Source organism: Burkholderia sp. AW49-1 (assembly GCF_053427845.1).
Genome location: NZ_JBSAXF010000014.1, coordinates 121,904 through 134,131 on the forward strand (window position 1 = coordinate 121,904; position 12,228 = coordinate 134,131).

Genomic DNA, 12,228 nt, shown 5'->3' on the forward strand with positions numbered 1-12,228 from the left:
CGGCAGATCTTGGACGAGATTCATGTCTCAGAACGGCTTGCATGCATTGATGGCCGGGTTGCCGAACGGAGGCCGGTGACATCCCGGTAATCGCAAGCTGGCGCAAATACGAACGATAAATTGCAGATTAATAACAATTAGCACCATTAAATGATGAATGGGTAAGGAGACGTCCGTGAAAGGCAAATATGTTCGTTTGATAGTTGTGGCATGCGCTGCGGTCTGGAGCGCGAATGCGAGTGCGACCGACGTGTTCAATCTCGAAGGCTATGGTCCGATCTCGCGGGCGATGGGCGGGACCGGCGTGGCCTACGACGTGGGCGGAGCGGCGATGATGCTGAACCCGGCCACGCTCGGCCTGATGGCCGAGGGGCGCTATGTGGACCTCGGACTCGACGTTGTGACGACGGACATCCACGTGAAGAACGCGTCGACGGGCGAGAGCGCCACGTCGGGAAATCATGGCAACAACAACGGGCCGTATTTCGCGCCGCAGATGGCCGTTGTCTATCGCCGCGCGAACTATGCGTTCGGCATGGGCGCGTTCGCCGAAGGCGGCCTCGGCACGCAATTTGGCGGCAACAGTTTCCTGTCCCGGACGGCCACCAACAATATCGATACCGGACTGGATCAGTTTTCGCGGCTGCTGGTGCTGCGCGTCCCGCTGTCCGCCGCATACAACGTGACCGACAGGCTGACCGTAGGCGCTTCGCTGGATGTCGTGTGGACCTCGCTCAACCTGGGTTCGCTACTCGATGTGTCGCAGATCGGCACCCTGGCGGCGCAGCGCCGCGTTTCCGGGTCGCTGGTGCCGACGCTGTTGAGCGTACCCGGGCTGTCGGGCGGCTACGTCGGCTTTTCGCATAGCGGTATCGTCGGCGGCGGAGCGGACGGATGGGGCATCGGGGGCAAGTTGGGCCTCACGTATCTGCTGACACCGGATACGCGAATCGGCATGGCATACAACTTCAAGACTGCCGTGAGCGATCTGCACGCCGGGCACGCGAATCTGACCGCCGTTAGTTCGGTGGCGGGCAACATTCCGTTGAGCGGCGACATCGTCGTGAAGGATTTCCAGATGCCTGCGCAGTTGACGGTCGGCATCAGCCACCGCTTCAATGACCACTGGTCGGTGTCGGCCGATTATCAGCACGTGTTCTGGGCAAGCGTCATGAAGAACCTGAACATGAGCTTCACGCAGGCCGGAACCGGCGCCAACCTGAACCTGTCGGTCCCACAGAACTATCACGACATCAACGTGTTCGCGGTTGGCGCGCAATTTCGCTACAACTCGAAGCTGACGTTCCGGGCGGGCTTTCAGTACGCGCAGGAGGCTGCACCGAACGACATGCTGCTGGCCGTCGTGCCGGCGATTCCGACGACGCATTTGAGCGCCGGTGCGTCCTACGCGTTCGACAAGGACGACGTTGTCGATTTCGCGTTGTCGGTCGGCCTGCAAAAGACACTGTCGAACAGCAGCCAGCCGAACACGGCAGTGCCGATCGTCGCGACGCACTCGCAGATCAACGCAGTCCTCGGGTATCAAAAGCGCTTCTGACCGGATCCCGCGCGAGGCGGCATCGGTGCCGCCTCGCCGGCCGGCTGGCGCGTCATTCCAGATCGATGCCGTACTTGCGCAACCGGTAGGCAAGCGTGGGCCGGGTGATGCCGAGCACGCGCGCCGCCAGCGAGAGATTGCCATTGGCTTCCGCGATCGCCGCGCGCAGCATCGCTATCTCGGTCTCGGCGAGTCCGGGGCGGGCACCGGAGCCAGGCGCAGCCGGGCCCGAGGCCGCCTCGACCGGTTCATCCAACAGCGCGATGTTGCCGCTGCGCTTCAGGATGAACGACGACACGTCGATTTCCTCGCCAGTCGTGAACAGATGACAGAGATCGAGCGCGCCGCCGTCCTCGGCAAGAATCACCGCGCGCTCGATCATGTTCTCGAGTTCGCGCACGTTGCCAGGCCAGTCGTAATTGAACATCGCGTCGACTGCGCGCTCGCGAAAGCCGGTGATGCGCTTGTCGTGCTTCTTGGCAAGCCGCTGGAGGAACCAGTTCATCATCAGCGGAATGTCGTCGCGCCGTTCGCGTAACGGCGGCACCTGAATCGGAAATACGTTGAGGCGGAAAAAGAGATCCTCGCGGAATTGCCCCGCCTTGACGGCTTCCCGCAGGTTGACGTTCGTCGCCGCGATGACGCGCACATCGACCTTGCGCGTGCGAGTGTCGCCGACTCGCTCCAGTTCGCCCTGCTGGAGCGCGCGCAACAGCTTGCCTTGGGCGGTGAAGCTGAGCGTGCCGACTTCATCAAGAAAGAGCGTACCGCCGTCGGCCCGCTCGAACCGGCCGGGCCGCGACGAGGTTGCGCCGGTGTAACCGCCCCGTTCGACGCCGAAAAGCTCGGACTCCATCAGGTGTTCCGGAATCGACGCGCAATTGACGGCGACGAACGGCTTGTCCGCCCGCTTGCTGAGCCGATGCAGATTGTTCGCGAATACCTCCTTGCCGACGCCGCTCTCACCGAGAAACAGCACGGTGGCTTCCGTGGGGGCGACTTTGTTGACCATGTGGCACACGGTGTTGAAGCCTGCCGAGATGCCGACGACGCCGAAGCTGTTCTCGGGGGCGCGCGCAATCCGCTCGGCAATCCGGCTAGTTGCCGGCAGTATCGTCTGCGGTTCGTGCGACCATTTGACGAAATCGCCGATCTGCAGGAAGCGCAGATCGTCCTGCGGATCGTCCCAATCCTCGACCGGCTTGCCGACGACCCGGCATTTTGCGTGCCCCATCCCACGGCATTCGATTTCGCGCCAGAGGATCGGCCTCCCCATGAACGCGCTGGTGTAGCCGCACGCGTAGCCGATCAGCATCCAGCAGACCGCATCGTTGCCGATGCCGTAACTTGAGATGTGTGCCTCCGCCTCCGACGAATCGATCAGATAGAAGTCGCCGAAATAGTGGCCGCGCCCGACATCGATGTCGAGCGCAATCGGTTCGCAGTGGACGATCCCTTCGAGCGAGACGAGCTGCGGGCCGGCGAGAAAGTCGTCGTAGGTATTGAATCCGGCCCGTACCTTGCGCGCCATGGCCGCGTCGTGCGTGCCGGCCTGATAGCCGATTCGAGTAATGAGGCCGCGCGCGGTTTCCTTGCCAAGACTCTCGATGAGCTCCTGGCGCAGCGCGCCGAGCGAGCTGATGTGCATCAGCATCATGCGCTGGTCGTCGAGCCAGATCCTGCCTTGCTGCGGTGCGAACCTCAGACGCTTCGCAAGGTCGTGGATGGCGGGAACGCGAATCTCGGGATGTCCGGCCTCGCGCGAGGGCTGCCTCGCTCGTGACCGCGGCGAAGATTCCGGTTTGCCGTTGCGCATTTCGCTCCTTGACATGCTTGCCTCGTTCGCGGCCGATCTGGCCGACTCTCTGTCGCTCCGGCGAGGCATGTAGCGCACGCGAACATGCTCGCTGCACGCGTCGCGACTGAATATTGCGACCGAGCCAGTGCGACATCGCGACCGACTCGCCGGATTCAGCTTAGCGTGCGTCCGTCCTCGTGGCGATTGGTGAAAGTACGCGAGGGAAATCGGCAGAGGAATGCACGCGGCCCGTCTGAACGGGCCGCCGCACCGGGGCTCAGACGAATCGATCGAAGTGCAACTGCGCGAAGGGGACCTTGTGGCGGAGCATCAGCAAGTCCTGCACGGCCTCGATCATGGGCGGGGGGCCCGCGAAGTAGAAACGGTATTGGTCGAGCGGTCGGGCAAGCACGCGCTCCGCCTCGTCGTGCACGAAACCCGTCGCGCCGTTCCATTGCTGTGATGGGTCCGCAGCGGACAGCACGATCGATATCGAGAGCCGTTCGTGTGCAAGCGCTTCGAGTTCCGTCGCGGCACCGAGATCCGCCTGCGAGCGCGCACCGTAGAAGAAATGGACGTGCGCGGCTCCGGGTTGTGCCAGTGCGCCGCGCGCAATCGACAGCATCGGTGCGAGGCCGGAGCCCCCTGCGATGCAGACAATGTCGCGCGCATCATCGTCGCGCAGGTAAGCGTGGCCGTAAGGCCCGTCGAGGAGAATCCGGTCGCCGATGCCGATACGGTCGAACAGGGCGTTGCTGCCCGCGCCACCGGGGACGCGCCGGATGACGAACTGCCATAATCCGTCGCCGTTCGGCAGATTCGACATCGAGTAGGCGCGCGCGCCTTTTGCCGAGTGCGGATATAGCAGCGCATACTGGCCGGCGCGGAACGTTGCCGCGGCCGGAGCGCGAAACGTGAATTCGCTCATGTCCGGCGTTACACTGCGCCGTGCGACCAGTTCGGCCTCTCGACGCGACGGGGCAACGACGGGCAGGTAGCTGTCGTCACAGCGAACGCGAATCGTGCAGTCGCCAGTCGGGCGCGATTGGCACGCGAGCCGTTTGCCGCGCGTTCGATCGCGCTCGGAGAGCCCCGGTGCGTCTGGCCACAATGTCGCCATCGAGCCGGACACGAGCTCGAAGCGACAGGCGCCACAACCGCCCACGCTGCATTCGTGCGGCAGTCCCACGCCAGCACGTAATGCGCCGCGCAGCAGCGCGTCCTCCGACGCGTCGACGGCGAACGTCGCGCCGCCTTCAATCGTGATCTGATGTTCCATCTTCAAGTTTCGCCTTGCGGGGGCCGGCATGCGCCGGCCCCGGGTTCACCCAGCGGTCACAGGCCGATACCGCGCCGGAATTCGCTCACCGCCGCCCGCGCACGCGCTGCCGCATCCGGAGCGTCGGGCAGCGAGTCGCAATAAGCGTCGATGGCGGCATCCCCGAGCGGTGCCCACTTGTCGACCCACGCGGCGAGGACGGCGTGGTTGCCGTCTTGTTCCAGCGCCATGCGCACAAGTTCGCTCGCCCAGCGGCGATGCCGTTGCGCGTCGGCCAGTTGGGCATCGGTCAACAGGCCGAGCAGCGTGTCGCCGTTCTGGCGGGCCGTCTGGCCGAGCGTGCGCAGCACCGTCTCTTCGACGGCGGGTCGTGCAACCAGGTTCAGCGCGACGAAGCTTTCAGCCCAGTCCCATGCGACGAGCGCTTCTTCGACGAGCCGCCGCCAGCCCTGCCATGCGGGGTCCTGTTCCCAGATGCGGCGCTCCTCGTTCGCGAAGCCGAGATCGGGGAAGGCCAGCGACAGCTCCTTTGTTCGATACGCGGTATGCGTGAGCCAGCGAAGAGAGTCGGCCGTCTGATAGGCGGCGCAGTTGGAGATCGTCGACGCGGGCGCGAGCTGTGTCAGATAGGCGGAGCCCATCTGCAGCGCGTGGAACAGGTAGCGCGCCGGCGTATACAGGCGTGCGAGGTGTTCCGCCCAGTCGCGCTCGAGCATCGCGTCGTGGCCGCGCGAGGAAAACTGGTCGAGCAGACCGAAGACATATGTCTCCTGGCCGTCCTGCATCATGTTGTAGGTGCGGTAGACCAACTCGTCGGGATCGCGGAATGCGTTCCAGTCGGCATGGCGCAGCGGCGACGCGTTGCGGTTTCGCTTGAACCATAGGGCCATCTCGAAGTTGGGATCGAGTTCGAACGGCGCGTCGGGGTTGTCGGTCGTGTAATGCAGATTGGTCGAGACGATTTCGTATTCGCTCGGTTTGCGCCGCCGTGCGGCCAGATGGCTCCACGTCTTGAGCGGCTTCAGGATTTCGGGTTGCGTCATGGTGGTCTCCTGTCAGAGCGTTTTTTCGTAATAGAAGCGGACGTAATCGTCCGTCGTCTCGATACGGCCTGCGAAGGAACTGAGGTTGATTTCCAGTTCCGACATCTTGAACGGCCGCCCGAGCGCCGTCTCGAGCGTCGCGCGGCGCAGGATCAATTCGCCTTCCGTATCGATGCGTACGTAGGCGAGCTTGTCGTCGATGCGAATCTCCTTGTCCGGGTTGTCTTCCTGGGCGGCCTCGATGACGCCGGCAGTGATGCTGCTCGCGCGCAGGATGGGACCGACTCGGTTGTTGCGGTAGGCGTCCGCTGTGTTGTCGTGGCTCATGATGTGTTCCTACGTCGGATCAGGAATGGGCGAAGAGCGGCTCGACGCCGTCCACTGCAACGAGGATGTCGTCGCCGTCGAGTTTCACGGCATATTCCGCGAGACGGCAGTCGCCGGGATTGATCCCCTTGCCCGTGTTCGCGTCGAAGGTCCATTGATGTGCGCGGCACATCAGGACTCGGCCGTCGAACTTGCCTTCCGCGAGCGGAATGTCCTGGTGCGGGCAGATGCCCTGGAAGGCGCGGGGCTCGCCGCCTTCGGGGCGGACCAGCACGATCACGTGGCCTTCAATCTCGACTTCGGTCATGTCGCCTTCCCACAGCTCGTCGAGCGTGGCTGCTTTGTGAAATGTCATGTCAGCCTCACGCGTCACAGAAAATGAACTCGAGCGATTCCATCGGCTTGATGTCGGTCTCGCAAAGCCGGGTATCGCGCGGGAAGAACGCGTCGCTGCCCTGACGCCGAACCCTCACGATCTTGTCTGGCTGCGGCGCGACGCGCCGGCCGACCGAGTGATGCGCCGCCGCGGCAGCGACCTCGTCCATGGTGTTTTCGGTATCGACCGCAACGAGTTGCAGCACGAAGTCATACTGAAAATTGGAAATCACGGGAAAAAGTGCCATGTCGTCCTCCATTGGTCGGCTGTCTCACGCAGCCTTCTGCTGATTGCATCGATTGCGATAGGCCTCGACCCACGCGTATTGATGGGCGTCGTCTCCGCTCTCGCCGGGGGCGAGGCTCATGTACTTGAGCGCACCCATCAGATCGGGGGGCTGGATATGCCCGGCGAGGAAGCGGTCGACGAGCGTCAGGTGATCTCGATAGCGCAATGGGTCTTGCTGGAATACCCAGCGGTCGATCTCGGAATTGAAGTGATAGGTGCGACCGTGGTAATCGAGCGGATAGTCCTTCACGTTCCAGCCGTTGCCGGGAATAGCGCAGATCGGCAACTGGCTCATGTTGCAGACGATCGGCAGCGTCTCCGGCACCGTCAGATGCGTCTTGCCCGCGATCAGGTTCTCGATGATGACGTCCCAGGCCTTTCCGAATGTGTCGTTCCAGCCGGGATACTTGTCCTCGAGCCAGTCTCGGCAATCCGGCGTCATGCCGGCGGCGGGGTTCCACCAGACGGTCGGCCGCCAGAACCAGATTCCCATCTGGTATGCGTGGTGCTGGTAGTCGAACTCGTTGATCATCTGGTCCCAGTACCACGGCAAGTCGAGGCCGAGGTCGATCAGCGTGCGCTCGAACTGGCCGACGATCCACTCGCGCATGAACTCCTTGAACGATTGCTTGCGGTGATGCAGCGGTGTCGCGTAGTCCATCGCCGTTCCGGTCAGCAGGCAGAAGAGGCGCCACGCGCGGGCGATCGCAATATCGACGAGCTTCTGTGCCTCTTCCTTGCGACCGTTCGCGATCAGGATCTGCAGCGCGGGGCCGCCAATCTGCGCGTGGCGCGATTCATCCGTCTGGATGCTCGAGATGAGGCTCGCAAAAGTGAAGTCGCCGGCCTCGGCGGCGTCCGCGGCGAGGCCGAGGAACTGCATGTTGGTGAAGCCGGTCTCGAACGCGAACGTGAGCATCACGGCGATTTCGAGCGCACTGCGTGCCATGAACAGGTCGTCGAACGTGCTGCGTGCGGCGATCGCGCCCCACTCGTTCGTGTGGTATGCCTTGTGAGCCCAGTCGAACTGACGGTCCTTGTGGCAATAGTCGTGGGGAAAATACAGCTGCAATTGCCCGTGGCGGTTTTCGTCCAGCATGCCGAACGTTGCCATGTTGCGCATGCCGGGCGCCCGGCCGAACCGGGCCATGCGCGCTTCCCCGCTCATGGCGGCATATTCGCCGAGTGCGATGGCGCCGTAATGCGATTTCAGGATCGAAAGCCAGCCCGGGTCGGCGTCCTCGAACATGCGGCTGCGCTCCAGCGCAGCCTTCACGGAATAGGCGCCGGCATCCTTTTCCCGCTGAATGCGGACGTATTCGGAGTAGGAAGTCTTGTACGGTTCGTCGTAGCCTTCCCATGTCTCCATCGGAATGCCCTGCGCGCCAGTCATGATATCGGGGAAAAGATCGGATTCCGTAACATATTTCGGAGTCCAGTTCGTCGAGCGGGCGATGTCATACCACGCCGATCGTTCCAGTAACGCCATGTCATGTCTCCTTGGTTGGGATCGTTCGAGCCGGTTGCTTGCGCTCAGCGGGCGTTGTGCACGTGCCGGCGACCATGAATGAGCAAGGGGAGTGCCAGGAAGCGGAAGCGGACGGAATGTTTGCAGTGCAAAATCCCGACATTCGTGGCTTGAGAAGCAGGAGGGAGCGTCGTAGGTGATGTTTGCTGCGATGCGGAAATGGCGGAAATTCAGCCTGATTTGATTATTTGGTCAAGCCGCTCTGGTTCGCATGCGGCGAACCACACTGATCTTTTGATAAAAATCTCGATATTTGCGTGCCGCGGTTTCGCCGTTTGCGTCCCAGGATGTGAAGATCCAGGCCGAACCCGCATCGGGAGGGCTATCGTTGGCGCCGCACGTGCTCGACACGCGAAAACAGCGCAAGCCCGTTGTCGTGGTTGATCGATGCGTGACCGGCGGAGTCGAGCGCGGCGTAGGCATCCTGCTCAACCGCAAACGACATGCTGACGGAGGCCGGCGCATACGGGAAGTCGCTACCGTAGAGGATGTGACCGGGCCTCGCGAACGCAGTGAGGCTCGGCAGCGCGGACGGCGACGACAGCGCGGTGTCGAAGTAGAACGTGCGCAGCAGGTCGAGCAGTCCGTCGCGATCCGGCACGTCGTCGCGCACGCCCGGCGCGAGTTCGGCAAAGCGGTATGCCGTGTACGGCAGGAAGCCGCCTGCGTGCGACAGGATGATGCGCACGTTCGGGTAGCGCGCGACCACGCCGTTGAGCACGAGCTGCAGCGCGGTGCGCGTCGTATCGAACGGGTAGTCGAGCAGCGGGCCGGGCATGCCGGCCAGGACGTCGATCGCGGGCTTGGCCGGATGAATGAACACCACCGCGTGACGGCGATCGAGTGCGGCCCAGACGGCTTCGAATGCCGCATCGCCGAGATAGACGCCGCCGTAGTTGCTGAGCAGCACGACGCCGTCGGCGTTCAGCGTGTCGAATGCATGGTCGATTTCGGCGAACGCGCCGTCGACGTCGGGCAGCGGCAGCGTCGCGAAGTTGCCGAAGCGGGTTGGCCAGTTCGCGACGAGGCCGGCGACGTATTCGTTGACCTGACGCGCCATGTCGCGTTTCGCCTGGCCGTTCCAGCCCTGGACGCCGGGCGCCGTCAGCGACAGCACGCCTGTGCGGATCTCCAGCGAATCCATGAACGCGAGCGCGGCTTCGGGGCTCCACGTGGGGCTGCCCCAACCGGACGGGTCGCCGCCGTGGGCGGGCAGGGCGTCGGCCCAGAACGGCGGGACGACATGCTGGTGAACATCGATGCGGTTGCGGTCGGACATGGTCGGGCTCCCTGGACGTGCGCTGCGATGCAGCGGATGTCGATCAGGATGCGCGCGGTTGATTTTTCATTCCAATAGATTAAATTTCGAGATTAATCGTTATGAATGATCAATCGACGCCATGGACCTTCGTCATTTGCGCTACTTTCTCGCGGTTGCCGAGGAAGGACATTTCGGCCGGGCGGCGGAACGGCTGCACATCGTGCAGCCCGCGTTGAGCGCGCAGATCCGCGCACTCGAGGAGGAACTGGGCGCCACGCTGTTCGAGCGCACCACCCGCAAGGTGCTGCTGACAGATGCGGGCCGGTTGCTCGTCACCGAAGCGCGGCACACGCTCGAGCAGGCCGAGCGCGCGAAGATGGTGGTGCAGCGGGCGGCACGCGGCGAGACGGGCGTGGTGCGGATCGGCTTCGTCGGCAATGCGGTGGCGACGGGGCGGCTGTCCGACGATCTGATCGCGTTTCACGCGGCATGGCCGGAGGTGACGCTCGACCTGCACGAAATGGCGCCGGCCGCGCAGCAGGACGCGATCCTGGCGGGCCGGCTCGACATCGGCTATTGCCCGGCCTTCGGCGGGGCGTTCGATCCGAAACTGGCCGTGCGGACAGTCGGCAGCTGGGCGTGGGACGTGATGATGAGCGACCGGCACGCGCTCGCGAAGCGGCGCTCGGTGAGCATCGCGGCGCTGGCGGACGAGCCGTTCATTTTCTATGCGGCCGACGGCGACGACGAAGGGCAGCTGGCGATCCTGCGGCGGGTGCTCGGCCGTGCGCCGCGTATTGCGCACAAGGTGAGCAGCACGCTGTCCGTGCTGGCGTTGACGGGGGCCGGCCTCGGCGTGGCGCTGGTGCCGGCGCCGCTCAGCCGGATCGCGGCGCCGAACATCGTGTACCGGAAACTCGCGGGCGACGTGCCGGGCTCCGAACTCGTCGCGCTGAGCCGGATCGGCGGGGAATGGGGAGCGGTACAGCAGTATCTGGCGATGCTGGGCGGGCGCGCCGCGTAAGCGTCGCGGCCCGCACCGGCATCACCGCGTCATTCCTCGTCCATCAACCGGACCTTGACCCGCTTGCCCTTGATCTTCCCCGCATTGAGCTTGCGCAGCGCGTCGCGCGCGACGCCGCGCTCGATCGCGACGTAGGTCGAGAACTCGGTCACGTTGATCTTGCCGATCTGTTTACCGTCGAACCCCGCGTCGCCGGTCAGCGCGCCGAGCACGTCGCCCGGGCGGATCTTGTCCTTGCGGCCGCCGAGGATCTGCAGCGTTTCCATCGGCGGCAGCAGCGTGTCGTTGCCGGCCGGTTTCAGTTCCGCGAGCGGATGCCATTCGACGTCGCGCTTCTGCGCCTGCTCGATCGCGCCGACGCGCCCCATCTCGTCCATGCTGGCGAGGCTCAGCGCCCAGCCTTCCTGGTCCGCGCGGCCGGTGCGGCCGATGCGGTGCACGTGCACTTCGGGGTCGGGCGTCACGTCGACGTTGATCACCGCCTCCAGCTGTGCAATGTCGAGCCCGCGCGCGGCGACGTCGGTCGCGACCAGCACCGAGCAGCTGCGGTTCGCGAACTGGATCAGCACCTGGTCGCGTTCGCGCTGTTCGAGCTCGCCGTGCAGCGCGAGCGCGTGGAAGCCCTGCGCGTGCAGCACGTCGAGCAGGTCGCGGCATTGCTGCTTGGTGTTGCAGAACGCGATCGTGCTCACCGGCCGGTAGTGGTTCAGCAACTGGCCGACCGCGTGCAGCCGCTCGGTTTCCGTCACTTCGTAGAAGCGCTGGCGGATCTTGCTGTCGTCGTGGCGCTCTTCCAGCTTCACTTCCTTCGGATTACGCAGGAACTGCTGGCTCAGCTTCGCGATGCCGTCCGGATAGGTCGCCGAGAACAGCAGCGTCTGGCGCGTCGTCGGGCACATCCGCGCGACCTTCGCGATGTCGTCGAAGAAGCCCATGTCGAGCATCCGGTCGGCTTCGTCGAGCACGAGCGTGTTCAGCGCGTCGAGCTTCAGGTTGCCGCGGTCGAGGTGATCCATGATGCGGCCCGGCGTGCCCACGACGATATGCGCGCCGTGCTCGAGGCTCTGCGCCTGCGGCCGCATCGGCGTGCCGCCGCACAGTGTCAGCACCTTCACGTTTTCCTCGGCGCGCGCGAGGCGGCGCACTTCCTGCGCGACCTGGTCGGCGAGCTCGCGGGTCGGGCACAGGATCATCGCCTGCACGTCGAAGCGGCGCGCGTCGAGGCGTGCCAGCAGCGCGAGCGAAAACGCGGCGGTCTTGCCGCTACCCGTCTTCGCCTGCGCGATCAGGTCCTGGCCGGCCAGCGCGATCGGCAGGCTTGCGGCCTGGATCGGCGTCATGTCGACATAGCCGAGCTGCGTGAGGTTCGCGAGCGTGGCGGGCGTCAGCGGCAGTGCGCTGAACGGCGTGGCGGTCGATTGGGTCATGTCAGGAGAGGTCTCCGAGGTAAGGGCGGCCTTCCATCTGTTCGTAGAGGACATTGCCTTCATCGTCCTCGAAGCGTTCGAGATAGTTGCGCGCGCCGCACAGCGGGCAGCGGAACAGCAGCCCCTGGCCTTCGTCCTTGATGACGACGTCGGACGTCTCCCACTGCGTGCCGCAGCTCTGGTTTCGGCAGGTAAACACGGTCTTTCTCCAGCTGAATTCGGTTGATGGCGCGCCCGGCGGGCGCGGCAACGGCGTGCGGCGCTCGCGCAGCTCGGGCGCGGGCCGCACCGGCGGTCGCGTGGACCGCGTCGATGCGGA

Annotated in this window: 12 protein-coding genes; 2 read left to right on the forward strand and 10 right to left on the reverse strand. The window is 64.4% G+C overall.

Annotated elements, in window-relative coordinates; genetic code table 11:
- Window positions 1-175: 175 nt before the first annotated feature.
- Window positions 176-1,558 carry an OmpP1/FadL family transporter gene (locus tag ACV22W_RS21495; protein ID WP_448021581.1) on the forward strand — a complete coding sequence of 461 codons (1,383 nt, stop codon included), beginning with the start codon at window positions 176-178 and terminating at the stop codon, window positions 1,556-1,558.
- Window positions 1,559-1,610: 52 nt separating this feature from the next.
- Here ACV22W_RS21495 and ACV22W_RS21500 read toward each other — a convergent pair whose 3' ends face one another.
- From ACV22W_RS21500 to hndA, 8 genes are all read right to left on the reverse strand, one after another.
- A complete protein-coding gene (locus ACV22W_RS21500; RefSeq protein WP_448021583.1) occupies window positions 1,611-3,389 on the reverse strand; it encodes a sigma 54-interacting transcriptional regulator in 1,779 nt (592 codons plus the stop codon).
- 244 nt (window positions 3,390-3,633) lie between these two features.
- The gene (locus tag ACV22W_RS21505; protein WP_448021584.1) at window positions 3,634-4,635 is read right to left on the reverse strand and encodes a 2Fe-2S iron-sulfur cluster-binding protein; all 1,002 of its coding nucleotides are present in this window, start codon (window positions 4,633-4,635) and stop codon (window positions 3,634-3,636) included.
- A gap of 56 nt (window positions 4,636-4,691) precedes the next feature.
- On the reverse strand, window positions 4,692-5,678 hold the full coding sequence (locus tag ACV22W_RS21510) for an aromatic/alkene monooxygenase hydroxylase subunit beta (protein ID WP_448021586.1): 987 nt from the start codon (window positions 5,676-5,678) through the stop codon (window positions 4,692-4,694).
- A gap of 12 nt (window positions 5,679-5,690) precedes the next feature.
- Entirely contained in the window at window positions 5,691-6,005 is a 315-nt protein-coding gene (locus ACV22W_RS21515; protein WP_059536197.1) for an MmoB/DmpM family protein, read from the reverse strand.
- A 19-nt stretch (window positions 6,006-6,024) separates the two neighbouring features.
- The gene (locus ACV22W_RS21520) at window positions 6,025-6,360 is read right to left on the reverse strand and encodes a Rieske 2Fe-2S domain-containing protein (protein ID WP_059536194.1); all 336 of its coding nucleotides are present in this window, start codon (window positions 6,358-6,360) and stop codon (window positions 6,025-6,027) included.
- A gap of 7 nt (window positions 6,361-6,367) precedes the next feature.
- Window positions 6,368-6,628 carry a toluene-4-monooxygenase system B family protein gene (locus tag ACV22W_RS21525; RefSeq protein WP_448021588.1) on the reverse strand — a complete coding sequence of 87 codons (261 nt, stop codon included), beginning with the start codon at window positions 6,626-6,628 and terminating at the stop codon, window positions 6,368-6,370.
- Window positions 6,629-6,652: 24 nt separating this feature from the next.
- Window positions 6,653-8,158: a toluene monooxygenase gene (locus ACV22W_RS21530; RefSeq protein WP_448021589.1), complete on the reverse strand. Its 1,506-nt coding sequence runs from the start codon at window positions 8,156-8,158 to the stop codon at window positions 6,653-6,655.
- 361 nt (window positions 8,159-8,519) lie between these two features.
- The gene (gene hndA, locus ACV22W_RS21535) at window positions 8,520-9,476 is read right to left on the reverse strand and encodes a 2-hydroxy-1-naphthoic acid nonoxidative decarboxylase (protein ID WP_448021591.1); all 957 of its coding nucleotides are present in this window, start codon (window positions 9,474-9,476) and stop codon (window positions 8,520-8,522) included.
- 121 nt (window positions 9,477-9,597) lie between these two features.
- On the opposite strand from hndA, the gene ACV22W_RS21540 reads away from it, so the two are divergent.
- Complete coding sequence (locus ACV22W_RS21540) at window positions 9,598-10,482, forward strand: LysR substrate-binding domain-containing protein (RefSeq protein ID WP_448021593.1); 885 nt, start codon at window positions 9,598-9,600, stop codon at window positions 10,480-10,482.
- Window positions 10,483-10,511: 29 nt separating this feature from the next.
- On the opposite strand, the gene dbpA is transcribed toward ACV22W_RS21540, so the two are convergent.
- Together dbpA and ACV22W_RS21550 are read right to left on the reverse strand one after the other, a co-directional pair.
- Window positions 10,512-11,909: an ATP-dependent RNA helicase DbpA gene (gene dbpA / locus ACV22W_RS21545; RefSeq protein WP_059533646.1), complete on the reverse strand. Its 1,398-nt coding sequence runs from the start codon at window positions 11,907-11,909 to the stop codon at window positions 10,512-10,514.
- 1 nt (window position 11,910) lies between these two features.
- The gene (locus ACV22W_RS21550) at window positions 11,911-12,108 is read right to left on the reverse strand and encodes a hypothetical protein (RefSeq protein ID WP_059447636.1); all 198 of its coding nucleotides are present in this window, start codon (window positions 12,106-12,108) and stop codon (window positions 11,911-11,913) included.
- Between the last annotated feature and the right edge of the window lie 120 nt (window positions 12,109-12,228).